The organism is Mycobacterium lehmannii (genome assembly GCF_001499925.1).
GTDB lineage: Bacteria > Actinomycetota > Actinomycetes > Mycobacteriales > Mycobacteriaceae > Mycobacterium > Mycobacterium lehmannii.
In genome coordinates, this window is the sequence record NZ_LQIR01000014.1 from 1 (window position 1) to 26,101 (window position 26,101).

Annotated in this window: 26 protein-coding genes, 2 pseudogenes and 1 riboswitch; of the genes and pseudogenes, 13 read left to right on the forward strand and 15 right to left on the reverse strand. The window is 64.5% G+C overall.

Going from position 1 to position 26,101, the window contains the following annotated elements:
• Both AU192_RS25670 and AU192_RS10340 read left to right on the forward strand, forming a co-directional pair.
• Positions 1-343, forward strand: a pseudogene (locus AU192_RS25670) (hypothetical protein); the annotation flags it as partial.
• Positions 343-768: a hypothetical protein gene (locus tag AU192_RS10340; RefSeq protein WP_082694967.1), complete on the forward strand. Its 426-nt coding sequence runs from the start codon at positions 343-345 to the stop codon at positions 766-768. The pseudogene AU192_RS25670 and the gene AU192_RS10340, both read left to right, overlap by 1 nt.
• Positions 769-1,024: 256 nt before the next feature.
• Here AU192_RS10340 and AU192_RS10345 read toward each other — a convergent pair whose 3' ends face one another.
• The gene (locus AU192_RS10345; protein WP_064395739.1) at positions 1,025-1,582 is read right to left on the reverse strand and encodes a class I SAM-dependent methyltransferase; all 558 of its coding nucleotides are present in this window, start codon (positions 1,580-1,582) and stop codon (positions 1,025-1,027) included.
• A gap of 150 nt (positions 1,583-1,732) precedes the next feature.
• Complete coding sequence (locus AU192_RS10350) at positions 1,733-3,451, reverse strand: DUF4407 domain-containing protein (protein ID WP_064395740.1); 1,719 nt, start codon at positions 3,449-3,451, stop codon at positions 1,733-1,735.
• 197 nt (positions 3,452-3,648) lie between these two features.
• Here AU192_RS10350 and AU192_RS10355 point away from each other — a divergent pair, with 197 nt between their 5' ends.
• The 3 genes from AU192_RS10355 to AU192_RS10365 all read left to right on the forward strand — a co-directional run bounded on the left by AU192_RS10355 (position 3,649) and on the right by AU192_RS10365 (position 7,056).
• The gene (locus AU192_RS10355) at positions 3,649-4,941 is read left to right on the forward strand and encodes an alpha/beta hydrolase (protein ID WP_064395742.1); all 1,293 of its coding nucleotides are present in this window, start codon (positions 3,649-3,651) and stop codon (positions 4,939-4,941) included.
• Between the two features lie 97 nt (positions 4,942-5,038).
• Entirely contained in the window at positions 5,039-5,350 is a 312-nt protein-coding gene (locus AU192_RS10360) for a hypothetical protein (RefSeq protein WP_064395745.1), read from the forward strand.
• Positions 5,351-5,436: 86 nt separating this feature from the next.
• On the forward strand, positions 5,437-7,056 hold the full coding sequence (locus tag AU192_RS10365; RefSeq protein ID WP_064395746.1) for a peptide chain release factor 3: 1,620 nt from the start codon (positions 5,437-5,439) through the stop codon (positions 7,054-7,056).
• A gap of 29 nt (positions 7,057-7,085) precedes the next feature.
• Here the strand turns inward: AU192_RS10365 and AU192_RS10370 are convergent, their stop codons facing one another.
• The 6 genes and pseudogenes from AU192_RS10370 to AU192_RS10390 all read right to left on the reverse strand — a co-directional run bounded on the left by AU192_RS10370 (position 7,086) and on the right by AU192_RS10390 (position 10,487).
• Entirely contained in the window at positions 7,086-7,496 is a 411-nt protein-coding gene (locus tag AU192_RS10370; protein ID WP_120275559.1) for a type II toxin-antitoxin system VapC family toxin, read from the reverse strand.
• Positions 7,493-7,750 (reverse strand): type II toxin-antitoxin system Phd/YefM family antitoxin, encoded by a 258-nt coding sequence (locus AU192_RS10375; RefSeq protein ID WP_064395748.1) that lies wholly within the window; start codon positions 7,748-7,750, stop codon positions 7,493-7,495. Before AU192_RS10375 ends, AU192_RS10370 begins: the two co-directional genes overlap by 4 nt.
• A gap of 150 nt (positions 7,751-7,900) precedes the next feature.
• Entirely contained in the window at positions 7,901-9,052 is a 1,152-nt protein-coding gene (locus tag AU192_RS10380) for a serine hydrolase domain-containing protein (protein WP_064395750.1), read from the reverse strand.
• 79 nt (positions 9,053-9,131) lie between these two features.
• A pseudogene (locus tag AU192_RS25050) lies at positions 9,132-9,513 on the reverse strand (type II toxin-antitoxin system death-on-curing family toxin).
• A complete protein-coding gene (locus AU192_RS10385; protein ID WP_064395751.1) occupies positions 9,510-9,707 on the reverse strand; it encodes a hypothetical protein in 198 nt (65 codons plus the stop codon). Before AU192_RS10385 ends, AU192_RS25050 begins: the two are co-directional and overlap by 4 nt.
• Before the next feature lie 81 nt (positions 9,708-9,788).
• Positions 9,789-10,487 carry a mycothiol-dependent nitroreductase Rv2466c family protein gene (locus AU192_RS10390; protein ID WP_064395753.1) on the reverse strand — a complete coding sequence of 233 codons (699 nt, stop codon included), beginning with the start codon at positions 10,485-10,487 and terminating at the stop codon, positions 9,789-9,791.
• Positions 10,488-10,663: 176 nt separating this feature from the next.
• Between AU192_RS10390 and AU192_RS10395 the strand changes: the two genes are divergently transcribed.
• The 3 genes from AU192_RS10395 to AU192_RS10405 all read left to right on the forward strand — a co-directional run bounded on the left by AU192_RS10395 (position 10,664) and on the right by AU192_RS10405 (position 13,032).
• The gene (locus tag AU192_RS10395; RefSeq protein ID WP_064395754.1) at positions 10,664-10,948 is read left to right on the forward strand and encodes a WXG100 family type VII secretion target; all 285 of its coding nucleotides are present in this window, start codon (positions 10,664-10,666) and stop codon (positions 10,946-10,948) included.
• Positions 10,949-11,038: 90 nt separating this feature from the next.
• Positions 11,039-12,301, forward strand: a complete 1,263-nt coding sequence (locus tag AU192_RS10400) for a hypothetical protein (RefSeq protein ID WP_082694968.1) — start codon at positions 11,039-11,041, stop codon at positions 12,299-12,301.
• On the forward strand, positions 12,298-13,032 hold the full coding sequence (locus AU192_RS10405) for a hypothetical protein (protein ID WP_064395757.1): 735 nt from the start codon (positions 12,298-12,300) through the stop codon (positions 13,030-13,032). The genes AU192_RS10400 and AU192_RS10405 overlap by 4 nt, the downstream gene beginning before the upstream one ends.
• Before the next feature lie 36 nt (positions 13,033-13,068).
• Here AU192_RS10405 and AU192_RS10410 read toward each other — a convergent pair whose 3' ends face one another.
• On the reverse strand, positions 13,069-13,614 hold the full coding sequence (locus AU192_RS10410) for a TetR/AcrR family transcriptional regulator (RefSeq protein WP_064395759.1): 546 nt from the start codon (positions 13,612-13,614) through the stop codon (positions 13,069-13,071).
• A 106-nt stretch (positions 13,615-13,720) separates the two neighbouring features.
• Between AU192_RS10410 and AU192_RS10415 the strand changes: the two genes are divergently transcribed.
• Entirely contained in the window at positions 13,721-14,101 is a 381-nt protein-coding gene (locus AU192_RS10415) for a hypothetical protein (RefSeq protein ID WP_064395847.1), read from the forward strand.
• 44 nt (positions 14,102-14,145) lie between these two features.
• Here AU192_RS10415 and AU192_RS10420 read toward each other — a convergent pair whose 3' ends face one another.
• The gene (locus AU192_RS10420) at positions 14,146-15,456 is read right to left on the reverse strand and encodes a serpin family protein (protein WP_064395761.1); all 1,311 of its coding nucleotides are present in this window, start codon (positions 15,454-15,456) and stop codon (positions 14,146-14,148) included.
• Between the two features lie 471 nt (positions 15,457-15,927).
• Positions 15,928-16,039: riboswitch (SAM riboswitch) on the reverse strand.
• 124 nt (positions 16,040-16,163) lie between these two features.
• Complete coding sequence (locus AU192_RS10425; RefSeq protein ID WP_064395764.1) at positions 16,164-16,844, reverse strand: NUDIX hydrolase; 681 nt, start codon at positions 16,842-16,844, stop codon at positions 16,164-16,166.
• A gap of 73 nt (positions 16,845-16,917) precedes the next feature.
• Here AU192_RS10425 and AU192_RS10430 point away from each other — a divergent pair, with 73 nt between their 5' ends.
• The 4 genes from AU192_RS10430 to AU192_RS10445 all read left to right on the forward strand — a co-directional run bounded on the left by AU192_RS10430 (position 16,918) and on the right by AU192_RS10445 (position 20,722).
• The gene (locus AU192_RS10430) at positions 16,918-18,387 is read left to right on the forward strand and encodes an ADP-ribosylglycohydrolase family protein (RefSeq protein WP_064395765.1); all 1,470 of its coding nucleotides are present in this window, start codon (positions 16,918-16,920) and stop codon (positions 18,385-18,387) included.
• 425 nt (positions 18,388-18,812) lie between these two features.
• Positions 18,813-19,097: a hypothetical protein gene (locus AU192_RS25940; RefSeq protein WP_242656926.1), complete on the forward strand. Its 285-nt coding sequence runs from the start codon at positions 18,813-18,815 to the stop codon at positions 19,095-19,097.
• 469 nt (positions 19,098-19,566) lie between these two features.
• The gene (locus tag AU192_RS10440) at positions 19,567-20,001 is read left to right on the forward strand and encodes a hypothetical protein (RefSeq protein WP_133148022.1); all 435 of its coding nucleotides are present in this window, start codon (positions 19,567-19,569) and stop codon (positions 19,999-20,001) included.
• Positions 20,002-20,035: 34 nt separating this feature from the next.
• Positions 20,036-20,722, forward strand: coding sequence for a DUF6308 family protein (locus tag AU192_RS10445; RefSeq protein ID WP_064395770.1), 687 nt, complete (start codon positions 20,036-20,038; stop codon positions 20,720-20,722).
• A 27-nt stretch (positions 20,723-20,749) separates the two neighbouring features.
• On the opposite strand, the gene AU192_RS10450 is transcribed toward AU192_RS10445, so the two are convergent.
• From AU192_RS10450 to AU192_RS25055, 4 genes are all read right to left on the reverse strand, one after another.
• On the reverse strand, positions 20,750-21,427 hold the full coding sequence (locus AU192_RS10450; protein WP_064395849.1) for a hypothetical protein: 678 nt from the start codon (positions 21,425-21,427) through the stop codon (positions 20,750-20,752).
• Between the two features lie 157 nt (positions 21,428-21,584).
• Entirely contained in the window at positions 21,585-21,914 is a 330-nt protein-coding gene (locus AU192_RS10455) for a hypothetical protein (RefSeq protein WP_064395772.1), read from the reverse strand.
• On the reverse strand, positions 21,911-24,259 hold the full coding sequence (locus tag AU192_RS10460; RefSeq protein WP_242656927.1) for an AAA family ATPase: 2,349 nt from the start codon (positions 24,257-24,259) through the stop codon (positions 21,911-21,913). Before AU192_RS10460 ends, AU192_RS10455 begins: the two co-directional genes overlap by 4 nt.
• A 364-nt stretch (positions 24,260-24,623) precedes the next feature.
• Positions 24,624-26,066: a DNA phosphorothioation-associated putative methyltransferase gene (locus AU192_RS25055; RefSeq protein WP_341271747.1), complete on the reverse strand. Its 1,443-nt coding sequence runs from the start codon at positions 26,064-26,066 to the stop codon at positions 24,624-24,626.
• Positions 26,067-26,101: the final 35 nt, after the last annotated feature.

Consider the following 26,101-nt stretch of genomic DNA (forward strand, 5'->3'; position numbering starts at 1 on the left):
CCGGCAGACTGTTCCTTCGGCATACCTGCATCCTCGTTTCCAAGGTCAGGAGCCTCCAACATTTCCAGGGCGATTCAGGAATGCCATTGGCGACGGCCTCAGCAAGCCGGAGGCAAACGCTCTTGGCTGGATAGTCAACGAGCAGTTCCTCCAAACCCAGATGGAAAGGGGCGTTCCTCGCATCGACTACATCGTCGAAGGCACGCGATTCACGTCGATTGAAGACGTGATCCGCACCGACCCAAATTCTTTCTCAGCGAGGGAGATAAAGTTCCTCGTGCAGAACGCAGCAACATATGGATATGAGCGCGTTGGCAATTCGTGGGTGAAGAAGGAAGGTTGATGGAAATGGATGACTTCTTGAGCCAAGTGCAGTCCACCGTCGGTCCTCTGTTGACTGAACGAGGATTTGAGCTGGAAGACGTCGACCTCAGCGTGGACGAGGGGGGAAGGTCGGGCGGTGTTGTCTACTATCGATCTAGTGACTGCAAGATCCAGGTCTACGAATCCTCTCGCGAGGGCAGTATCAATTGCATGATCGCCCCTCTCAATGCGCCCAACGAATTCGGACCTCATGACAGGTCGCATCGGTGGCAGTACTTGACGGAATTCGCCCCCCCACCTAATGCGCCCCTCGAAGAGTTAGTCGAATCTGTCAGCTTCAAGACGAAGACGACAGCTGAGCAACTACTTTGGGTCCGAGACATCATTGGCGAACACTACGAAGCAGCGCATGCTGGAATCCTCGAAGCGAACGGACACCGCTGACTTCCGCACGCAACGAGATAGCAGAGTCCACGGACCGAATACGTTCTAGGCAAGTACTTCCGCATTAGAGGACGTGCTGCTGCAGCGACAGGCTTCACTATCGGAAGCCTTGAGGCGCCTAATGAACATGGAAACGCGAGGGTGTTCGGTACATGCCAGTTTTTCGGAGCGTGGAGTCGATGAAAGAGTTCTACGAGCGCATGAACCGCGCCGCGTAGCACGGCAACCACACGCCTAGGTCGCGGGACTGAAGCCGTCAGACCGGTACCGGCTTTCTCGCCAGCAGCCACGCTTCGCCGTTACCTTCGCCCGCTGCGATAACCGTGAGTTCGGCGAACGCGGCGACCAGTTCCCCAGGCGCGACTCGAAAGCGCCCCGGCTCCGCGTCGACCACGCTCAGCGCCGAGATCGCCAGTAGTCCACCGGGCGCCAACCGCTCAATGATCGGTTGATCAAGCCGAGTGTCCCGGAACCGGTGGCAGACAACGGCATCGACGGACAGGCCTGCGGGCAGGCCCAGATCGAGATCGACGACGTCGAACCGACATCGATCGCTCACGCCGCTACGCGCGGCGAGGTCCCGTGCCCGCCGGATGGCCGTCGCCGAGATATCCACTCCCCAAACCTCCATGCCGCGACGCGCGAGCCAGACGCTCGCTGAACCCAGCCCACACGCCAAGTCCAGTGCTCGTCCCTCGGTCGGAAACTCGTTCGCAAACGGAGCGAACACGGCAGGGAGCTCGGCCGCAACCGCTCGCGGTGCCTCGCGGCTCTGATACCGCTCCTCCCAGCGGACGCGGTCCTGCTCGCTCACGCCCGCAGCTTACGCAGCGTCCTGACTTTAGGACGCGGCGGTCAAATGCGTGCCTGATTCTCCTCAGGCGTCAACGACTTCATCCCAAGTTGTCACCGACGACGCGCTTTTCAAGCGAATCGAGAAGCAGGTGCGCGCAGCCGCGAAAAGCTAGCGCCCGGGCGGCAGTTCGCGCGGACCGCGATGGCCGCTGAGCTCACGCGCACCGCCGCCGGCGAGTTCGGCGTGGCCCTCGCTCGTCACTGCGGCCGATGCGGGCCCCGCGCCGCGCCCGACGTGACCATAGCCGTAGTCGCAATCGTCGTCCCGGACGGTCGTCGCTCTCGCGCTACCCGACGCATCGGAAACACTTTCCTCCATGTGGTTCGTCACCTTGCGGGTGCGCCGCATCGAGAAGTGAATCTCCTCGGTCTCCTCGAGAATCTGCCGCACACCGCGCAGCGGCTTGGTGGTGGTGTCGATGGCGTTGGCGATGATCGGCGGTACCAGCGGACGAATCCACCGCGCGGCGGCGCGGGTGACATCCGGGATACCGGGAATCAGCGAACGCCCGCCCTCGCCGGTGGGCTCCACCGAGCGGTCGTCGTCGACCGGCGCGGGCAGGTTCTGGGGTGTGACAACCTCAGGCGTCTCGACGGAAGGCGCCTCGGCCGCAACGAGACTCGCCGCTTCGGCCTCCGCGGCGATCGGCAAGTACACATCCTGAGGCTCAATGATGCGCTCGGCGCGTGCGGAAACAGCCGGCTCGATCGCCTCGATCACCCGTCGGCGCTGCTGCTCCCGGTCGATCTCCAGCTGCGCCTCGACCGCCATTCGGGCACTGGCCAGCTGCTGTTCGGCCCACATGTTCTCGATCGCGGCGCGCACCTCGGCCCGTTTCACCGCGACTGACGTGTCGGCCTGCAGCTCGGCTCGATCCCGCTCGGCATCGGCGGCGATCCCACGATCCTGTGACGTCTCCCCCCGCCACAGCCGCAGGATCAGCGGCAGCAAGGCGAGCAGGACGAAGAACGCGTCGACGAGCAGCCGCAGCATCAGCGCACCAGCCTCGCCGAGCGTGTGATCGTTCATGGCGACCCACCGCGCGCCCAGTCCGCGATCCGCGCCGGCCGCCGCGGCCTGCCGGGCCTGCGACAGCGCCTGCTCGGCGTCGGCAACCTGGGCGTCGAGCTCGGGCGCAAGGCGGTCCCGTTCAGCCAGCGTGGCGTCGAGCGCGAGTTGAGCGTCGGCGAGGAAGTCGTTGGCCGTCCGGTTCTCCGGCCCGGCGCCGGGCACACCGGTGATGAATGTCTGGGGGCAGTCGGGCCTCGGATTGAACTCACAACGCGCCACCACGAGCGCTTCCTGGCGGCGTTGCACCGCCTGCTCCACAGCCGCGTCGAGCCCATCGCGCGCCGCACGACTTCGGTCCAGGTCGGCCGCGGCTCTCGTTACCGCGGGCGTCCCGTCGGCAGCCATCGCCGCGCGCTCCTCCAGCAGCCGATCGACCGATCCGGAGAACACGACGACGGCTGCGAGCTCGCCGACGACGAGCCCGACAGCAACCGCGACGGCCGCACGTCCCACCACGCCGGCGCCTCGGACCGCCCCAGCTGCGAGCACACGGCTCACCGCGCCGACAAGCAGGCCGAACGTCGAGGTCACCGCGACGACGGCCATCAGCGGCCAGGTGGTCGACGAATCCAGCGCGACGGCCGCCACGAGCCACGCCAGCAGCGCGGCGACCAGCACCACCACACCTGCGCTGACCAGCGTCGACTGCTCATGGCGGGCGCTCAGGTCACGCCGATCGCCGCCGCCGAGCCAAACGAGCGCAGACGCGACCGGTGAGACATCGTGGTTCTGCTGAGATGCTCTGTGAGCGGACATGGAAACTCCAACATCTTCCGTGCTCTACCAGGCGTGATGAGGCGCAGACCGACGACCATGTCGGTGCGGTGCACCAGGCGGAACCCCCCGCGGATCGCACCATCACGCCGATGCGAATGCCGAAAGTCTCCCATACGCCACCGCCGCCTGTCCGTTCCGGACGACGCCGCGGCGGCATCGCCTCGTATCGTGACCGAATGCGCAAGGATCGATTCCTCCACATCGCCCGGCAGGTCGCGGCGCTGGTGGTCACGGCGGTGACAGCGGCCTCGACGCTCAACGGCTACCGGCCGTTGGCGCGTAGGGGCTATCCGTCGATCTTCTCGTTCGGCTTCGGTCTGGTGGTCAGCGAGTTCCCGCTGCAGACGCTGGTGAGCCAGCTCGGTGGTCTGGCGTTGACAGCTCGTCGGCTGACCCGTCCGGTGCGGATCATCGCCTGGCTGACGGCTGCTGTCTCGGCGGCTGGTCTGTTGAACTTCAGTCGCGCGGGTCACAAGGCGGCGGCCCCGCTGACCGCCGCGCTCGACAAGGGCCTGGGGACGCGTCGCCGCACCGACTCGACGGGCTTGTGGCGCCGAGCTGCCGGGGGCGGCACCGCCAAGAGCCCGGGCGCGTTGCGGATGCTGCGGATCTACCGCGACTACGCCCATGACGGTGACATCAGCTACGGCGAATACGGCGGCGCAAACAAGCTCGACATCTGGCGGCGGTCCGATCTCGACCGGAACGGTAAGGCACCGGTGTTGTTCCAGATCCCCGGCGGCGCGTGGGTGACGGGAAACAAACGCGGACAAGCGCATCCGTTGATGAGTCATCTCGCCGAGCTCGGCTGGATCTGCGTGGCGGTCAACTACCGGCACAGCCCGCGCAACACGTGGCCCGACCACATCGTCGACGTGAAGCGCGCGCTGGCGTGGGTGAAGACGCATATCGCGGAGTATGGCGGCGACCCGGACTTCATCGCGATCACCGGAGGCTCGGCCGGCGGGCACCTGTCGTCGCTGGCCGCGCTGACGCCCAACGACCCGCGGTATCAGCCGGGCTTCGAAGACGTCGACACAAGCGTGCAAACCGCGGTGCCGTTCTACGGGGTGTACGACTTCACCCGCTTCGAGGACGCGATGCATCCGTCGATGCCGGAGCTGCTCGAGCAGATGGTCATCAAGCAACCGCAGAAGACGAGCTTGGAGACGTACGCCGACGCGTCGCCGGTGAACCATGTCGCCGCCGACGCTCCGCCGTTCTTCCTCCTGCACGGCACCAACGACTCGCTGGTTCCCGTCGAGCAGGCGCGGGCGTTCGTGTCGAAGCTGCGCGACGTCAGCACCCAGCCGGTCGTCTACGCCGAATTACCGTTCGCACAGCATGCTTTCGACATGTTCGGCTCGGCGCGCGCCGCTCACGCCGCGGTCGCCGTCGAGCACTTCCTGGCCGAGATCTACGCGAACTGGCAGCAGACGACGCAGCCGGCGAGCCTCCGCTCGTCGTGAGGCAGGGACCGCTGCTATTGCGCGGCGCGGACGACGAAAGCGCGACGGCCACGATTCATGCGTTGGACAGGGCGGGGACGGCGGTAGGCTCGGGAGCGTGGAGCCTGACAACCTCGAAGCCCGCGTGGAGGCGTTGGAAACCCAGGTGCGTGGGCTTGCGCAGCGGGTACAGGCGAGTGAGCAGGACGCCGCAGCTGCCCGTGTCCTCGCCGGCGCGGCCGACCGCGACGTCACCGAATTCCACAACGAGCTTCGCGACTTTCGTCGGGCCACTGTCTCCGGCTTCAACGCCTTGCGCGAGGACCTGACTGATTTGCGCAGCGAAATGCGCGGAAAGCTCGATGTAGCGGCCGAAGGCCAACAGCACATCGTTGACCTCCTGGAAAGGCTCATCGCCGATCAGGGCTGAAGCTCGGCGAGCCGGCCAATCACAGCGTTGCCATGCAGCGTCCGATTACTGGTTTGTGGTACCGAGCCAATACCATCGCTACCGCTATGACCGACACTGCTCTGACGGCTGCGCCGAGCGCCGATGCCTCCCCACCTGGCCGTATCTCCGCCGAGGCGGGCCGCCGCAGAACCTTCGCCGTCATCAGCCACCCCGACGCCGGCAAGTCCACGTTGACCGAGGCGCTGGCGCTGCACGCCCGGGTCATCACCGAGGCTGGTGCGGTGCACGGCAAAGCGGGCCGTCGCGCGACGGTGTCGGACTGGATGGAGATGGAGAAGGCCAGGGGCATCTCGATCACGTCTACGGTGCTGCAGTTCCCGTACCGCGAATGCGTCATCAACCTGCTCGACACTCCCGGCCACGCCGACTTCTCCGAGGACACCTACCGGGTGCTGACGGCGGTCGACTGCGCGGTGATGCTCATCGACGCCGCCAAAGGCCTTGAGCCGCAAACACTGAAGCTGTTTCAGGTGTGTAAGCACCGCGGCATCCCGATCATCACGGTCATCAACAAGTGGGACCGGCCCGGCCGGCACGCCCTCGAGCTCGTCGACGAGATTCAGACCCGCATCGGATTGCGACCCACTCCCCTGACCTGGCCGGTCGGCATCGCCGGCGACTTCAAGGGGGTACTGGACCGCCGCGGCGGCCAGTTCATCCGGTTCACCCGCACCGCGGGCGGTGCGACCGCTGCGCCCGAGGAACACATCGCAGCCGACGACGCGCACGCGGCCGCCGGCGACGACTGGGACACCGCAGTTGAGGAGTCCGAGCTGCTGAGCGCCGACGGCGGCGACTACGACCGCGAGGAGTTCCTCGCTGGGACGGCCTCGCCGACGCTGTTCACCTCGGCGGCGCTGAACTTCGGGGTGAACCAACTCCTCGATGTGCTGGTCGAACTCGCGCCGTCGCCGAGCGGAGCGGTCGATGTCGACGGGGCTCGCCGTGCAGTCGAATCACCGTTCAGCGCTTTTGTTTTCAAGGTGCAGGCCGGTATGGACTCCGCGCACCGCGACCGCATCGCCTACGCGCGCGTCGTCTCGGGAACATTCGAGCGCGGCGATGTGCTCACCCACGCCGCCACCGGTAAGCCGTTCGTCACCAAGTACGCGCAGTCGGTGTTCGGCCAGCAGCGCGCCACGCTCGACGATGCTTGGCCCGGCGATGTGATCGGGTTGGCCAACGCGGCTGCGCTGCGACCCGGCGACACGCTGTATCGCGATGTGCCCGTGCAGTTCCCGCCGATCCCGAGCTTCTCCCCCGAGCACTTCGCGGTCGCGCGTGGCACCGATCCGAGCAAGCACAAGCAGTTCCGGCGCGGTATCGAACAGCTCGAGCAGGAGGGCGTGGTGCAGGTGCTGCGTTCGGACAAGCGCGGCGAGCAGGCGCCGGTGTTCGCGGCGGTGGGCCCGATGCAGTTCGAGGTGGCGGTACACCGGATGGCCGCCGAGTTCAGCACGCCGATTGCGCTGGAGTCGTTGCCGTATCAGGTCGCGCGGGTCGTCGACCCCGCTGATGCGGAGTTCATGGACAAGCAGGTCTCGGCCGAGGTGCTGACCCGCAGTGACGGAGTCATGCTGGTGTTGTTCTCGACTCCGTGGCGGCTGGAGGGTTTTCAGCGAGACAACCCCGACGTCAAGCTCGGGTCCTTGGTGGCGGCATAGGGAGTCGGAGGGTCGCCTACGGGCTAGGGTCAGACGCGGATTATCACGAGGCCGGCGATGCCCTCGAGGGCATCGAAGTCGCTGTCCTGCGTGACGACTGGTAAGTGCTTGGCAGCTGCGATGGCAGCAATCCATAGATCATTGACTCGGACGCGTCGCCCCGCCTCGGCCAAGCGGACACGTAGCAGCGCCCAAAGTTGGGCCGCCTCCTCGTCGACCGGCAACGCGGTCATATCAGCAATCGCATCCAACGTTCGGAGGCGACGCGCCCGGATCTCAGAGGTCTTCGCCGCGAGCACGCCTGCATTCAGTTCGGCTAGTGTCACGACAGTCGTGGCGAGTTCATCCGGAATCAGCGACGTCTTCAGTTGACGCCCGCTCTCGTCGGCGATGAAGACCGAGGTGTCGAGGATGCCGGCCGGCGGCCGATCTGTTGTCACAACTCGTCGAGTTCGTCGGTCGTTTCGCCGGCGAGCTCCGCGAGGTCGTCACGCAAACCGGGGTCCGCCTGGCTGGCCTCGAGCCGTTTGACCAACTCTGTCTTTGTTATCCAACGTCGACGCATCGGCTGCACGGCGGCGATCACCGCGACGGCTCGCCCGTTCACCGTGATGGTCACCTCCTCGCCCCCCTGGACTCGACGAAGCACGCCTGCTGTGTCGTTTCGCAGTTCGCGGGACGCAACCGTGGACATGCTACGACCGTAGCACATTTGTAGCACACCGGCCGCGCGCAGTTTCGGTGCGCTGAACGGTCAAGCCGGCTGGAGTTATGCCGCTGAGCGGTCGTAAGGGCCTTCGGCACCCGGTTCTTTAGCAGCCGCTTGGGGTTGGCCCGTCGCTGTTCAGGAGACCGCTGCGCCGAGCTCGGCGTAGACCGCGGCTTCGAAGCCGAGGATCGTCTCGACCATCTTTGCGTCGAAGAATGGCAGCAGCTGCGTCGCGATCACGGCGCCGATCCCCGCTTTGCGGTCGATCCAGAAGAAGCTGTTGAACAGCCCGGACCAGTCGGCGGAGCCGGCGCTGCGCATGCCGGGCAGATCGACCAGATACAGGTGGAAGCCCAGACCCCATCCCTGCGGGACGTCGAGCAGCTGAACAGGATTCGACAGTTCGGGCACTGTCGGTTCCATCGACATCGGCAGCGGCACTCCGTCGAGGTGGTCCCGCAGGGCGAGCTGCACCGTCTCTTCCTTGAGGATGCGCGCACCGTCGAGCTCGCCGCCGTTGAGCCAGGCGCGCACGAATCGGCCGTAGTCGGCGATCGTCCCGTAGGAGCCGTGGCCGGCCGCGTCCCACTCCGGTTCGGCGGGCAGGTCGAGCTCGGTCTCCAGAAGGCTGCCGTCGGGCGCGCGGAATCGAACCGGTAGCAGCCGATCGCGCTGCTCATCGCTGGGGGCGAAGGTCGAGTCCGTCATCTTGAGTGGGCCGTAGACGTGCTCGGCGAGGTAGTCGGCCAGTGTCTGGCCGCTGACGGCCTCGACGACCAGACCGAGCCAGTCGGTGCTCACGCCGTACTCCCAGACCGTGCCGGGATCGTTGACCAGCGGCACGTGCAGGCCCTGCTTGACCCCGTCGAGCGGCGTGGGGAGGCCTTGCTCGGTGCAGTAGGTGTAGAGCTTGTCGTTGAGGAAGTGGTAGCCGCAGCCGGCTGTGTGGTTCATCAGCTGGCGGACAGTCGCCTGCGCCTTGGGTGCGCGCAGGACCGGCTCGCGGCCGTCGAAGCTGTCGAGCACCTGGAGTTCGCCGAATTCGGGCAGGATCGAGGCGACGGGCGCGTCGAGCTGAATACGATCTTGTTCGACGAGCTGTAGCGCCGCGGTGGTGGCGACGGCCTTGGTCATGGACGCATTGCGGAACATGCTGTCGGGCTTGGCATCTCCGGCCGCGCCTTGGTAGAGGACGCCGTCGCGGCCGACCACTGTCGCGGAGACGCCGTGTAGCGACCCATCGGCGGTCACGCCGTTCAGCAACTCGTCGATTCGCTCAAATCCCATCTCAAGCTCCTTTGCTTTCGAGATATTCGCCATCATCGCACGCGGCTCGGGGCATCACGACGGAGCTCAACTGCTGCAGTCACTCCGAGGAAAAGGCTCGCAGCTTCGGTGCGAGTTCTGAAAGCTGCAGATCCCCCTCGGTCGCAACCGAATTCATGAAGTTCTCCGTGTCGTCGACGTCGAAGTCAGGGTCCAACTCGACGCCATTGAGGTACAGGAACGTCCATGCAGCGGCCCATGCCGTGCGCTGTTGCCATCGACCAGCGCATGGTTGCGCACGAGGAACTGCAGCAGCGCCGCCGCCTTGGTGAGAGGTCGGGATACGCATCAACGCCGAAGGCGGTGGCTTGGGGTCGAGCCACCGCCGCGTCGAGCAAACCGTAGTCGGCGACCCTGAGCTCCACTCCTACGGCCGCAGCACCGGCGACGAGAACATCGTCGCGGTCGAGGTATTCGCTCACGCCAGACGGCGATTGAGCTCTGCGCTGCGTTCGGCGACGATACGCGCGCCTTCGCGCACGCGGCACTTGTGATCGCTCGCGGCATCAAGAACGGCACGGTGCACGAACGCGCGCAGCGACAGCTCGCCCGCCGACGCCGCGGTACGCAGCTGCTCCATCTGCTCGTCACTGAAGTTGACGTTCAAGGCAGGCATAGTCCGAAGGTATCGGCATCAGTACCGACCTTGGTACCAACGCGTCTTTGCCTGCATGACGAGCAGGTATAGGGCACCGCCTCAACGCGGCGGGTCGAAGCTGACGACCTCGCCGCGGTTGATCGAGACCCAGTCCCGAGCCCCGAGGTAGGGGCGGAAGGTCTCGGTGATCGCCTGCTGATCGGCGGGCGTCTTGGGGCGTTGCAGTTCGTAGAGGTGCGGAAACTCCGTCCACGCGGCGACGGCGTCCCACAGCCGCAGCGCCGCCTCCCCGGTCGGCGGGTCGATGAGTACCGGCCCGAACAGGCACTGCCCGTCGGGGAAGAACAGGGTCGGCACGCCGTAGCCGCCGGCGTCGACGACGCGCTGGTGGTCGGCCATCACCTCGTCGTTGGTGGTCGGGTCGGCGATGGCCTGGTCGACGAACCCGGGGTCGAAGCCGAGTTCCTCCAAAAGAGCTCGCGCGACGGCCTTTTCGTGCGGCTTCTGTCCGTCGACGTGCAGGGCCCGCGCCGCCCTTTCGTACCAGGCGTCGAGGTCGGCCATCGACTGCCGGCGCAGCAGGGCGCCGATGCGCATCATCGACCACCCGTAAGACCACTCCCGCTCCCACGGGTGCTTCTTGCCGTCCTGACGGTTGATCTCCTCGAGGCTGAAGAAGCGCCAGTTCACCTCGAGGCCCGTCAGGTTGCGCACCTCGCGGATCCATCGCGACGTCTGATACGCGAACGGGCACATGACGTCGAAGTGGAAGTCAACGGAGACAGGACGATTGATCACATCGAAACCCCAGACTAGGCGTGAACGTGAGCGTCATCCTGCCAGCTGATCACGCCGGAGTCGATGGCCGACCATCACCGATCCGGAACGAAAATTGCCGCGCGGCCGCGACCCACAGCGGCGTTAGGGTTGATTCGCGACGCTCGTCGAGGTCCAAGTGATCAAAAGGGGGACTCTTGCTTGTCGATCCGGAAGTACTTCGCGCCTTCGCAGGACAGGTAAGTACAGCGTCAGAGGCCATCGATGGCGCCGACGTGGGCTCGCACGCGATGACATCAGCCGACGGTCTTGCCGGGTCAACCACACAGTGGGCAATGCGCCTCGTCGGCGAACACTTGGCCAAGAAGGCGGATGCGATCGCCACGAACGTCGAGGATATGGGGGTGGCCGTTCGTGGCGCAGGAGACCGGTACGAGGTGACCGACAGCTCCCTTGCGGGAACGTTCGACGGGCTGTTTTGATCCGTGCTGCCCTCACGCCCGCGCCTACAAGCGTGGAATCCCGAATCGCCGACGGCCGGCGCGTCGGCTCTAGCAACGGCGGGTCATTCCGTGTACACAGCGGTGCGCGATCTCGACGATGGAATCGACCGGATGTCGGCGGCGCAGACATGGTCGGGTGGGGCCCATGACGCGGCCACGGCGATGTTTGGCCGGGCCACCGATGCGACCTCCGAATTCGCCCACTACACCGAAGCGGTCGCCACAGCGCTGAGAAAGGGCAGCGGTTCGATCGGAGGTGCCCGCGCTGCCCTGCTCGAGCACGCGGAGTCGGTGGATGCCGGTGAGCTCCAGGTCACTGATATGTGGGTAGTGCTCATCAAGCCTGCCCGCGTCTCGGCCGAAAAGGCAGCCAGCCTATTGGCACAGGCCCATGCAGAGCAGAAGGAGATCAACCGCCTACTGACCGCAGTCGGCGACGCGGATGACGCGACCGCGGAGTCGGTGCAGGCTGCTGCTCAGAATCTCGGCTTCGCTCTGCCCAGGCCGAATGACTTTCCGCATCTGAATCCTGCAACGGGAGCTGCCCGACCCGCTGACGAAGTCCCGGATCCGATGACGCTCCACGGGCTTATCCAACAGGGAGTCGTTCGAGACAACGACATGGCGCAGACGGTTCGTGAGAGCCGCGAGTGGGTGACCGAAGACGGGCAGGTGCGACAGACGCTGATGATGATGGATGGCAGCCGGCACGAGATATATGAGTGGAACGATTTCGCTCCGTGCGTCGAGGACACCTACTACGACAAGCACGGCAACGAAGTGTCCAGCACGTTCTCACAGGACAAGACCAACTACGACGGCACGAAGTACACGTCCATCAGATTCGCTGACGGCATCGAAGTCACCATGACGCAAACTCCAGATGGCAAGACCACCGGAGGCGTGACGGCGGCCGACGGCCGCCATGGCGTCTTACCCGACGAGTTCTTCACTCATCCGATGGTCACGACCGTCGGGGGTGCACTCACGGGCCTGGAGGAACAAGCCAAGCGCGGGATCCCCATGCTCTCACCGCAGTCGGTCGAAAACCTCGGGAAGGCGGCCAAGTATGGCGGCCCGACGCTGGGTGTGGCGACGGCCCTGTACGACACGGTGACCGCCAAGACGTTTCACGACGGCTGCGTGGCTGCGATCTCCGGAGGCGCAGGGGTTGGTGGGGGTTATGCAGGTGGCACCTTGGCGGCGGCCGGAGCCTCGGCTTTCGGCGCTCCGCAATTGGCGCCGGGGGCCGCCGTGGTCGGAAGCATCGCCGGCACTTGGACATTCGGTTATATTGGCGGAATCATCGGCAATATCGTGTGTCCCAAATGAAGGTTCTCCCCATCGCGTTGCTCTGCACGCTGTTCTTCGGACCGCTCGGCATTCTGGCGCTGGTGTGGACGATTATCTGCATCGGGCGCGGCGACTTCCTGACGGCGGTGGTGTCGCTGGGGTTCGCGATGTTCTTCCTGGGTTTCATCGTCCCGTTCGCACGGGTCGTTCCGGGGAAGCTCGTCCCGAGTGGCGATTTCGACGACGAGGGGACGACCATTCGGCCGGATCGAGGCGTCGACCTACCTCTCCAGGTCGCACTCATCGGATCAACGGTGGCTTGTGGTTTGTTCGCGATATTCGGACCGCTCGGGATGGTTGATATCCCGGTGCCCGAGCACACGCGCATGTACTTTCCCCTCGCCAGCGCTCTCGCTGCGATCGTAGGCGCGCCAATTCTGTGGCGAACGCTCCGGCGCGGCGGCGTGCATTACCTGCGCTTGACGCCCAACGGATTCACGTTCGTGCAAGGGTCGCGGCCGAAGGGCGGTGACTGGGCGCATGTTGTAGATGTCACCGATGCCTCACCGAAACAGTCCGCACCATCACCGAATGCGATAGTCGTCGTGATGTCCGATGAGGAGGTCCTGACCTTCGCAGCGGCCTCGTTCACGCCGGAAGGACGAGCTCTGCGCGAGCTGGTCCGGTTCTATTGGCAGAATCTGGATCGCCGTGACGAACTGACCGACGGCCGGGCGCTGAAGCGCCTGGCTGACGGTCGATTCGCTTGAGGCGGCCGCACAGAAAGAACTAAACGACGAGAGCGTTTAGGGCCGCACGGTCGGCCAAAAGAGGTCGAACAGTCGCCCTTCCCAGTCCTTGGCGACGCGGCCGGTCCGTGCGCGCTCGGCGATGATCGCGCCGACCACGGCGTCGATGAGGGTGGCGTCGTCGACATCGGCGCGAAACGATCCGTCGGCTTTGGCCGCATCGATCACCGATTCCAGTTCAGCCCGCTGCTTGGCAAGAATGCGCCGGAAGAGCTTGGTGAAGTCGGGGTCTTCGTCGGTGAGCATGGCGGCGAAGCCGCCGTAGCCGACGCCGACCCCGATCGCCTTGACCGCTTCCGCGATGAGCCAGCGGAGCCGATCCGGCGCCTCGGTTTCCGCGCGGAGTGGTTCGGGAGAGGTCACCCGCGAGAGCGCGTCGGACAGCATCTCGCGGCGGTCGCGATGCCGGCGGTAGATGGTGGTCTTCGCGATGCCCGACCGTGCCGCCACGGCTTCGACGGTCACGGACTGAGGGCCTCGGGTGCGCAAGAGGGCCAGGGTGGCGTCGGTGATGCCGTCGTCGACGTCGCGTCGCTGTGCCATCGCACCTCCTACTAGCCGGGAATACATCCGACCGGAAAAACGCTACACTAGACGTAGCGCTACGATACGCGTAGCGTATTGCTGAAACTTAGGAGAGGTGATACTGGTGTTGAAGGCGTTAGGGCGGATTCCGCCGACGTTGGTTGGGTACGTGTGTCTGCTGCTGAGTTTCGCGGCACTGGGAACGTTCGTGTACGCGCTGGCCGCGCAAAGTGCGGTGGCCGGGATCATCGGGGCCAGCCTGGTCGTCTTGATGGTGATAGCGGTGGCGGGGTTCCGCGTTGGTGCCCGGAAGCGCGCAGAGTTCAACGACAGTGGGATCGAGATCCCCAGCGAGAACATCTGGGCGCGACCGCTGCGTCGCGAGCAGATCGACCAGTATCTGTCGACGTACCGCGGTGTGCGTGACAATCACGAGCAGTTGCTGGACGCCGCCACAGAGGTGTCCGTCGTGCCGACTAGGGAGATGGAGCGCCAAGCCGCCTGACGCGCGGCATGCGCTTTACCGGTGCGGGCATATCGAGCAGATCCTCAAGGCGTGACCCAGGAGTGAAGCAGCGGCACGCCCTCCCAAGCGCCGCCGCGGGCGACCGCGACGACGGCATGCGGCCGGTCGAAGGTGACCTCTACGCGGTGGATGGTGCGCTCGACGAGCTGCGGGGCGCCTGTCGCCATCGCCAAGGCTGTGACGGCAGCGGCCTCAAACCCGTACTCGTCGTAGGCGGCCGTGGCCCCCTGCACGCATTCGATCGACCCGTCGAGGCCTGGCACAGCCTCTGTCAATGACGAGGCGAGCTCTGCCACCCCAGGGGCGCCGGTCAGTGCGCTCTGCACGGTGGCGTCCCAGCGCGGCAGGTGACTGCGCCAAAAATCTTCATAGTCGTCGGGTGCGTCCCATATGACGAATGTCTCGGTCGTTTCGCGGACTGTCCACGCGTGGCCATCGGCGGGAATCCCACCGTGCCACAGTGCACCCTCGTTGAGCTTGGCGATGACCTCGTCGACAGCTTCCCACACCTCCGCCGGTGAAATATTCGGTGCGGCAATGACACTGACGACATCAACGCCGTCCTCGCTGAACGGCTTGGCGACGGCGACGAGTCCCGCGGCACTGGTGTCGGCGATGGTCTGCAGTCCCCCGTCGAGGACAAGCCGCCCGTCCTCGTCGATGTCCAGTTCCGTGGTCCACCGCGGCTGCAAGACCAGTGCGGTAGCGAGGACGAGCTCGGTCAGCGAGTCGACCTGTAGCGGGAACTGCTCGATGAGTCCGCGGGTGTGCTCGGCCGCCCAGCGGTCCAGCGCAGCCTGGTCGGGCAGCTCGTCGAGCGTGACAGGCAGCGTCGCCGTCGCTGGGGAGCGCGACCACGCGCCGAGCGCCGCCGCGACCGTCGGGTGCGGCGAGTCGAGCAGTTCGGCGGCCAGCGTGGCGGCTTCATCGCAGGACACGCCGAGCACCTCGGCCAGTCGCGCGCGGTGTGCGCCGGTCGCGACCGGCGCGAAGCGGGCGAGCAACAGCCACAACCCAAGATAGGAGATGGCCGGCGTCTGCGCCGTGCCCAGCGCCTGCCGCGCCGACGCCGCGTACGCGGTGACGAGGTGAGCGGCGACGCCCGGCCGAGTCGCCGTCGTCCATGCGGAATCGCCGCCTCGGCCAATGATTTTGCGCTGACCGCACGTCACACACTCGGTGGTCCAGTCACCCGGCATCACGCAGCACCCGGCCAGCGCAAGATCCGGCCGGCGCTCCGCCTCTTCGAACAACTCGGGGGTCGGCATGCCGTGGACCTTGTGGTGCAGCGCGGTCGATCCGCATCGGCCGCAGGCAGGGCTCTCGTTCGTCATGGCGGGCAAAGTACCTTGACGCCCCGACAATCGGATCGCAGAACAACCGAGTACACAGTTATTGCGTAGGCATCGCGGTGGTGACGCGACGCCTACGTCCTCGTGCGGGCCCGCTACGACTAGGACACCGGAGCCGCACCACCGCCATGCGGGTGTTCGCCCGCATCGCCACCACAGCGGCGGCACAGTCCATTGATGACATAAGCGGGCGGGTGCGGGCAGCGATCCGGCGAGGTGCATCCGCACACCACCGGGTACTGCTTGTACCGGGTGGCGTAGCCGCACCGATCGCACGGGCGGCGCATATGGGGAATGGAACCGACGTGGTACGGCATCACAACCTTCCTCCCTCGACAGGCCGAGTCCGTAACCAATAGGCGCCGGGGTTCATGCAGCCAGGACGACCGTCTCGGTCGTCTTGTGGTTCAGTGGTCGCAGTCATTGCCCGTCCTCGTTCGGGCCTCCACTCAGGAGGCGCTCTTACCGCCACCGATTGGCGTCGGCCGCTTCGTCATCCGAGCCACCCACGAGCGTGGGGTTGGCGTGCCGTCTAGTCGGAGCTTGGCGACGGCATCTCGTGAAGCTGCGGCCACTATACCTCGGCCGGTCGATGAGCTCGGTGAACCGATTGCATTGACGTACCGCAACGAACCGGCCTGCATGGGTCCTAAGAGGTTGGGTTGCGGCACCGTCCGCGTGGAGCACCTTCAGGACCCGCGGCGACGCTTCGACTCAGTCTCACGACGCCGAAACAACTCTGCAGGACGACCCCTCGTACCAACCGTGGTACTGCCTGTGGGAACGAGGTGCGATTCCATCGCTCGACGGAAGGTGTCGCGTTGAAGGGTGTACCCCAGAACAGCCTCGTGTGCGATGCGCAGCTGGCGGAGCGTGAACTCCTCGTCGAGCAGACCGTCAGGGTCCGGCTCGTCGGCATAGCGTGAACGTACGTGCTCGACTGCGCGCACAATGATTTTGTCGTGGTCGAATGCTAAACGACCGGTCCTGGAGATCGGAACGATTCGGGTCGTATCCGGAAACCGCGAATCGAGTCGATTCGCCTGCACCACGGCCACGTGAGCGACTGATAGCACCCATCCGCGGTCATCTCGCTTGGGGTCATCGAAGACGTGCAACTGTCTTGGGCACAGGCCTCGCACGTTGGCCTTGTCGCGCAGCGAGCGGTCGACGGCCTCGGTCAGCGTCTCTCCCTCATGCAGGAACGTTCCAGGAAGCGCCCAACCCGACTTGCCTCCGCGGCGCACTTGCAGGACTGCCAACCCATGCTCGGGATCGAGCGTCAACACGGCGGTGTCGACGGCGACCGACGGCCGCGGATAGTCCTCGAGGGTTCTCCCGCTGCTATCTCGGAATACGTTCCGGCTCATGTCGGTCACTCAGAGTACAGTGTTGACATTAGCGCATAACTGCGCAAAAGCTCTCTTGGGAGGAGGCGGACGAATGACTTCATTCAATGATCGTGTCGAAGGTGTGCTTCTGGCGACCGCGGCAGGAGACGCACTTGGGGCACCGTACGAGTTCAAACCACCGCGCGGGCCTGAGTTCGAGGTGGAGATGGTCGGCGGAGGCGGGTGGCGTCCGGGTGAATGGACCGACGACACGTCGATGGCGATCGCGATCGCGGAGGTGGCCGCGACGGGCGCCGACCTGCGTGACGAAGCCGCCCAGGATGCGATCGTGCGGCGTTGGCTCGATTGGTCGCGATCCGCCAAAGACATTGGTATCCAGACCAGTTCGGTGCTGAGGGCAGCAGTGCGCGGTGGTGTTATCACCGCGGCCAGCGCCCGCGCGGAGTCGGAGAAATATCACCGTCGCACCGGACGGTCGGCCGGCAACGGATCGCTGATGCGGACCGCGCCGATAGCGCTGGCGTATCTCGACGATGAGGGCGCGATGGTGGAGGCGGCACGCGCCCTCAGCGAGCTCACGCACTTCGACCCCGACGCGGGAGACGCGTGTGCGTTGTGGGTCTGCGCGATCAGGCACGCCGTGTTGACGGGGAAGCTCGACGTTCGGGTCGGCTTGCCGCATCTGGACGCGCGTCGGCGCGAGCTGTGGGCGAAGCGTCTGAATGAAGCGGAAGCAGCTCCCCCGGCATCGTTCCCGAACAACGGTTGGGTGGTGACCGCCCTGCAGGCGGCATGGTCGGCGATCTCGACAACGCCTGTACCGGAGGATGATCCGGTCAACGGTGTGTTCCGTGCGGACTACCTTCGGTTGGCGCTGGATGCCGCCGTCCGAGCGGGATACGACACCGACACGGTCGCGGCGATTGCCGGCGGTCTACTGGGGGCCGGCTACGGCGCATCGGCGGTGCCCGCGGCGTGGCGCGTGCAGCTGCACGGGTGGCCGGGGATCACCGCGCGCGGGCTTGTCTCGCTTGCGTCGGCGATCGGGCGCAAGGGCAAGCCGGACGAGTTCGACTTCTCCTATCCGCACTCTTCGGTCGACACCTGCGTTCGGCATCCGTACGACAACGGCGTTCTCCTCGGCGGCATCGGTGCGCTTCGGCAGCTTCCGGCCGAGGTGGACGCGGTGGTCTCGATGTGCCGACTGGCGGACGAGGATATGCGCGCCGACATGCCGCACGTCGAAGTGCGGCTGATCGATCGGCCGGAGCGCGACGAGAACCCGCATCTGGACTTCGTCCTGCACGACACCGTGCGCCTCATTGAGCAGTTCCGTCGCGAGGGACGCACGGTGTTGGTGCACTGCGTCGGGGCGTACAGCCGGACGCCGACGATGGGGGCGCTATACGGAGCAAGGCTGCGCGGGATCAGCGGCGACGAAGCACTGCGCGACGTACTGGAAGTGCTGCCGAATGCCCACCCGAATAGCGCGTTCCGATCAGCTCTGCGCAGACTCCAGACGCAGCAGACCGCCGATGGACAGCGGGAGCGAAGCTCATGACATTCGTGTGGAACGGGGTGCACGACACCTCCCTGTTGCATGACGCCGCGGTGTCGTCCGGTCATCGGTTCGCCGATGCCGCGAAGTCAGGTGACTGGTCAACCGTTTTCGAAATGCTGGATGACCCGCGGCAACCGGTAAACGTCAACTAGTGGCGGCCGGGCGGAACAGCGTGGTTCACGGTTCTGCATCAGGCCGCATGGCATGACGCGCCGAATGACGTTGTCGCCGCCCTGATCCAGCGTGACGCGTTACGGTCGTTGCCTGACTCACGAGGGCGCACACCGTATGAAGTTCGTTGCGAAGGGGAATATGAAACGGTCACTGCGGGCGGTTATGGCGAACACTGGCGGCAGTCGCTTACAACGAGCGCGCGGCGCCTGAAGCCGCCATCGTCGGAGCTCGACGTCGAAGAGCTGCACTCGTTGAACCGCCACCTGGCCGGCTTGATCGACGGCAGGATCCGTGGTCGGTTGTTCGGCGGCCGGGACCCACGTGCCGAGCTTCGATATCCGCTGGTCGAGATCCTCCACGAACTCCCTGGTAACCACCTGTGGTTCCCGGTCCCCGGTATGTACGGCGGCTTCGATATTTCATTGCGGGGCAGCGTTTTAGATGTGAAGAGTTGGTGCCGAGTCGTCGGCGGTTCGGGCCAGGCCCACCTCGTGACGACGGCCGGATGCATCCTCGTTGACGAAGGATTCGTGTGATCGCGATGGCGTTCTGAGTTTCTGCTCGACGGGTACTACGACCGACAGGAGCCTGGGCATGATAGCGAGCCAACGTTGGCACCGACTCCGCGCGGGGGCACACACCATGACGGGGTGGATCGGCGATTCTCAGCTGACTTATCTGGCAGTGCGAGGTAAGTCAGGCTGGGTGCTGACAAGAAGTGTCGCCGGGGCCGGAACGACCGTGATTGGTGAACCGACGCCGACCCTACGCGCATCGAAGGCGGTCGCTGCGGCGGATTTGGACACTGGCCTGCTTCGATTCGTATGAGAAGCGTCGGGCTTCGGGGGCTGTCAGCTCATTTCGCGCAAAATATAGGAGTTGTTGTGGCCAAAGGCTCGACCTAAATAACTGGCGGTTGCCGTACCTTGTCCGGCCCCATGCCCTGGCGGGTCAAGTTCAGCCTTTCAGCACCACTGGTTGTCTTTCGACGGGAAGGAACTTGCGATGACGCCATCGACACCCGGCGAGGCAATCTACCGAGACGACTGGCATTTACGGGTGCCGTCCGGCAGCACGAAGGTTTACGAAGGCGAAGCGCCAATCGATCCCGGTAGCGGCATGAATCACTATCTAGAGATTTGGGCCCATGACTCCCCCGATGGCTTCACCATCTACGTGTCTGACGACGGGAGAGGCTGGGCTGACGACCTCAGCAAGATTTTTCACATCGATGCGACCGAAGTCGCGGAACTGAGGAATGCTCTGAGGGCGGCAGATGACGACGGTCTAGTCGAACTGTTCGCTACCGGCATCCGGAATCGGGAGATCAAGGTGCCGGGTCCCAGCGACCATTGGATGGACATCGTCGACTTCCCGTCGAAATGGCTGATGGAGAATAGGATCAGCTACTCCTGGGCTCAAAGAATCGACGAAGCCTGACGCCGAGGATGGCTGACACGAGGGAGCTACCGAGGTGACCGAGAGACCGGACTATTCCGACTGGCGACAATCGTGGCCCGCCTTGGTGGTCAGCTGTGACACGGACGCCGCGCTCAAAGTCCTTCACGACTACTACGCGGTCGATGATGAACAGCTGCCGCTCTATACGGGATCGCGCTTCGAGGCGATCGCGAGAATGAACGCAGATCCGTACGCGCTGAAAGCCGAGGATTTCGTCGCGGTCTCGATGCTGAGCGTCACTGTACCTGCTAAGGCGGCCATTCGGCTCCTCGGCCGCGATGCGGAAATCATCCACCGGTTGCTCCGGCAGATCCCCGACGATCTCGATATCATCGATGCCAATCCCGAGCTGCTCGATTCGGACTCGCGAGCGAGCCAGCTGTGGCAGATTCTCAGACGAGGTCGTGACGGTCTAGGTCCAACCACGACCAGCAAACTATTGGCGGCGAAACGTCCTCGCCTCCTTCCGATCTGGGGCACTTTCGTACAGCAGGCGACGGGTATGGACACAGTTGGCTATTGGTGGAAGTTCCGATTCGTTCTTAGCGAAGATCAATTGCGACTGTGGGACTGGCTGGGCGAACTGCGTTCGCGATCAGCCAGTGTGCCCGGATCGGTCTCTGAATTAAGAATTCTTGATGTCCTGCTTTGGATGTCCGTCCGGTCCGGTGGTGGCAAGAGAGCCGAAGAGCCGGTCTAGATGTACATCTAGACGGGGTGCCGATATTCAAGCCGGCGAGGCGGCTATACCGATATCCACATTCCACTGACGAGCACCGTCGACCGTCACGTGCATGCCGAGCTCCGTAATCCTGCCGTCGAGCGGATGCCACGGGCGTTTCGGTAGCCCTTGCCCCAGAAGGGGATCGAGTGAGTCAATCGCTGGCTTCCATAGGTTCAACCAGTTTCTGCGTGGTCCCACGACGAACGCGAGTTCGAGTCGGACGGGCCCCGGTGGCAGTTGTTCCGCGTCAGCCACTACGGCATAGACCTGCCTCTTGAAGTCGGGACTATCAGAGGACGCGGTGGTTCTCGCTAGCAGCACGCCTTCTGACGGCGGCGCCACCTCCTGCGCGGCGCAAATCCTGACCAACGACGACTCGCGATGTTGCTTTGTGCACCACACCGACACGAGGTCGCGGTCCTTCAAACGGGCAGCAAGCGGGTACGCGTAGTTGTCGAGGTCCGCCATGTCGAGGAGGTCCCGTTCTGCGGGGACGCCGACATCAAGCCTAAGCGAGCACGGACCGTCGATTCGCGAGGATGACAGCAGGTCTTCAGTGTCATCCAGGTATGCACGAAGTCGGACTTGATCGGGATGATCTGACTTCTCCCAGGAAGCCAATCGTGGCGCCACGCGAAGTTGACGGCTGTCGTCACATTCGGGGCGGGAGAACCAACGCATCGCCACACAGTAATGCCGAGCACTGACAAGTCGCCCGTAAGCAGCGGCGATGCACTCTGATTGGGTGCAACAACCGCAATCGGCAGCCTCGATGCCGACAGCCGATAGAAGCCGCCCGAGGTCCGGGCTGACGACCTATCAACTCAAGATCACCGAATTACGGCAGCAGCTCCGCGACGACCCCGCACATGTTCTCGACCTCGGCGGCCGACGGCTGCATCTCGAAAGCGTGGACATGACACGCCTTGCTCAACCGGTGCCACGCCACCGCCGCCTTGTCGGCCGCGTCTGGACTGTCGAGCGCCCGCAGGATCAACAGCTTGCTGCGTGTCGTCGCCCATCGTGCCTCAGCGTCGAGGTCGGCGCATCGCTGGTCGACGACCTCCTCAAGTGCCCGACGCGCCAGAAATGCCGCCAACCGCGGCGAGTGCCCGCCACGGGTGGCCAGGATCCGCTGAGCCTGACCGAGAAGTTCGGCGGCTTTCATCGCAACCCCAGCACCGTCTCGACGGTGCGCTCGAGTTCGCGCGCCTCTGGCATCCCGATGCCCGCGGCTTCCGTGTGCACGGCGTTGCACAGCTTGAGTGTGCGACGACGTTCTTTCTTCGCGTCGAGCCAGCCGGTGAGATCCGAACCCGGATCGCCGTGTACCGCCAGCGCCAACCGCGAGGAGGTTTTCTTCGCCGAAGCCCACACCTCTTCGGACTCTGCGCGGGCGCGGCCGGCCAGATATTGCTTGGTGTAGAACGCCTGTCGGGCAGCCGATTCCACCGCGATGCGGAACAATCCGGGCAGGACGCGCGCCCGTATGTCGTCGGGTAGGCGGTCGTCCTTGATGAGGGCAAAGACGTCGTCGACGGCCCGCAGAGCCGGGTTAACGTTGTCGTGGACGGATACCTTGGAGTCGGCTCCGCGAACGACCTCCACAAGCCGGGCGTCGACACCGGTGTCGCGGATCACGGATGCCAGCCGGTCGTCGTGGGAGAACACTATGACCTGATGCGTCTGGGCGACTTCGGAGAGGACTTGGACGAACCCGTCGATCTTGGCAGGGTCCATCGCCTGGACGGGGTCGTCGAGCACGATGAATCGGAAGGGGCTGTCGGCGGCCATGGCTCTCGGCAGAAACAACGCGAGGGCAAGGGCGTGCTGCTCGCCCTGGCTCATCACCGACAGCGCCTTCGTGGGCTTGCCGTCCACCGACCCGCTCAGCGAGGCGCGCCGACGCGTCGCGGTGCCCTCCAGCGTGATGTCGCCGAGGTCGACATTGCTCTCCTGCCGCAATTCACTCCAGATCTGGCGGGCCTGTGCCGCAATGGGTTCGAGCCGCGAGTTCCGGAACGACGCGGCGTGATCGACCATCCACTTCTTGGCCGCAGTCATCGTCTTGACCGTGTCATCGAGCGCGCGGGCTTGTTTCTCGACGGGCACCCATCCGCCGATCTGCGCCGCCAGCGGTGCCCATGCACCTTCGCGCTGCTTGAGTGCCTCGTCGGCCTGTGCCCGCATTGCCTCCGCCGCATCGACGACGGTGACCAGCGTCGATTCGAGATGCGTTGCGAGCGCCTCGTCCCCGTCGGGAACCTGTCGCGCGGTTTGAACCGCCGCGATGAATGCGGGGATTGCGGGCAGGTCGACGCCATCGACCGCCTCAACTTCAGGCAAGCGGTCGAGCAACGAAGCGACCGAGGCCCTCGAGTTTCCGAGTTCTGCTGTAGCGGACCGATATTCGGTTAGGGACTCTTCACTGCTCGCAATGGACTCACGGGTGCGGGCCGCCCATTCGTCGTCGATTCGGCCCTGTCCGCAGACCGGGCAGTCGGTGTCGCCGGCGTGATCGTGGAAGCGGATCGCTGCTTGTAGGAGTTCCACGCGCTGGCTGGCGCTTTCGGCGATGGTGCTTGCGGTCGCGGCGGCGGCCTGAGCGGCGTTGCGTAGTCGAGTTGCGGTGTCGTCGATGTCGTCGAGGGTGGGGGTGTCGAGTTGGGCCAGTCGGCGCAGGGCGGGGACGACCTGCAGTCCCGGATCCTCGGCACCGGTGGCCAACGCGAGAACGTCGTCGAAATCGGCGCTCTTCTTCTTGAGTAACTTTGTTGCGTGCTGGGCTCGTTCGTCGGCCGACTCGGCGAGCAGCGTGAGCAGGCGCTTGCGTTCATCGTCTGCGCGGGCGCGGACGGCCTTCGTCGACTTGAGCTCAGCCGTAAGCCATTTCTCGGCATCGGCGAGCACTTCGAGGCCGAGCAGCTTGGCGAGCGCGTCGTAGAGCGCCGAAGGCCCGCCGTCGAATAACCGGCCGAGTTCGTCGTAGGAGAGGACGGGCCGCCACAGCTCAAGGGCGCGCGTCCAGCCCAACCCGTGGGTGCCCTCGACGTGCTCGCCGGAACCGATCTGCGTCCAAGTCTTGCGGTCGGTCAGGGCCGCGCCGGGTGACCAAGTCATTCCGATGGTGAACGGGCCGGTGCCTTCGGCGGTGAAGCCGACGCGGATGGCGCACGGGTCGGCGTGGTGCAGGTTCTGCCACGACTCCGACCAGAGGGTAGCCTTCTGCAGCCAGCGGTAGCTCGTGCCGGTAAGGGCGAGTTCGAGCGCTTCGGCGAAGCTAGATTTGCCGGAGCCGTTGCGGCCGCTGACGACCATCAGGCCGGGCGCCGGGTACAGGTCGAGACGGGCCTGGCGGCCGATGCCCCGGAAGCCCGCGACCGAGATACTTGTCAGGAAGGTCGGTGTCGACTGCGATTCTGTGCCGTCGGACTCTTGGTCGACGACCTCGGCGAGCGCGTTGAGTACAGCATCCTTAACCGCCGCGTTGAGCCCGACATCCTGCTCAAGCATCTCAAGGATGACCTCGTGGACAGATTGTTCTGCTGGTTCTGCTGCGGCGGACGCCGCATCATCGATTGCCCCCATTCGTCGATTGAACTACGACGGGGTGGGCGACGGCGGCAATTGGACCCCGCGCCGATGCGTAGGCTCAGACAATCAGCGCGCCGGGACGGGCCACGTCGCAATATTTTGGAACGCTTTCAGCCTGTTCGGCCACCCGAAAGGTTGACCCTGAACCCTGCGCTCCGCCGGAAGACGCGCTGATCTCCGCATAAGCCGGAGCGTGTTCCGAGCCGCGACTCGGACCAGATCTTCAATCGTGGCTCTGTCGGTGGGAAAAGCGAAAATCGTCGAACGGTGCTTCTCATAACCATCAAACAATTCGCTTTTTGGTTATTCGATGGCCACGAAACTGCACACCACAGCGTTCGAGTTCGGCCCTCCACCCTTCTTCGAGGCCAATTATTGTTGGATTTTGATATAAGCCCGCGCGGACCTCTGCTGCAGTCAGACGACTGTACTTGTCGTAGTTCGGATCGTCCCGGTCAAGGAACTCCTCTTTACGGTGAAGCAGCGGACGGTTCAACCGGTCACCGAAACGCTGGTAGCTCGCTTCAAGTGAGGTCATCTCGACGCCGTAGGTCCAGTCCAAGGTCGGATGTGGATCTGTGTCGAAGGCAGGATACGATGACCACGAAACTCGCCTGCCCCGGTGGTCAAGTTTGAGAATGTTCCAGCCGTCTGGTCGTCCCGCCGCGACGAAGCCACAGTATTCGTAGAGGCGAAGAACCACAGGGATTTTCGACACCGCACGCCGATGTACGTAGAGAGCTGTGGCCGTGAGCTTGCCCGGCGAATTCCGCATAGCACCCCGGACATACGTATCGTCGCGAATCTTCGATAATAGCCGGTCAGCGCGAGTACACGCTTCCCGATAGCTCCTGAAACAATGCTTGATATCCGCTTGAACCGTTAAGGGAAGGTCCTTTAACGACGGGCGGCCGTTGAATATCGAAGTACCGAGGTACAACAGCGTATCGAGAGTCGACCGTTTGAACCCCTCAGCGACGCGTTCGGGCGACGCTCCTTTCTCGATGGCGTCTAGCATAGCGCGACGGGACAGCGAGCCAAGAACCGGAAGGAGCTCGTCTGGTATCTCCTCGAAGAGTGGCGGTCGACCGCGTCGCTCGGTGAACGAAACCAATTCCGCGACAGCCGACGCGTAGTCGCCGCTATCGGTCCATTTGAAGTCTTCAATCATTCCTCGTGCGAGGTACGAGAATCTGTCTTCATCCTTGCGGAACACATACACGACACCAGGTGTGGGCGAAACGCACCGGGTTCCGGTTACATCCTCGACGAACTTCCGGAGTTCGTTTGGGCTGAAAAAGTGCTGAAACGTATTGCGACTCGTGACAAGTCCATCGCCGAGAAACACCCCGGTAACGGAGCTGAGCTCCCATTTGAGTCGGCACGCTACGATCAGTGCCCGCGAAGTGAGATCCCAAGCTGTCTCGAGAGTCTGTCGCCGTTCGACAGGGTCCTCGATAACATTCAGGACATAGTTGAGGAATACGACATCATTGACGCCGAGAGCGGTCTCGGGAGCGTAGAACGGATCCCATCCATTCGCCTCGAAGCCCATGCGCCGGAGCCTCTGGACATCCTGGCCTCGGCCACAACCATAATCGAGAACTGAGCGATCTAGCAGCATCACGCCGTCACGTAGAGCATGCCTCACGGGCATCGAAAGGTCGCTGCGACCTATTGCGGTGCGTTGCCTAGCGATAGACCGGTTCTGCATCGTTCGGCACATCCCTCCAAATGGCCCGATCTAGCGCTTCTAGGAAA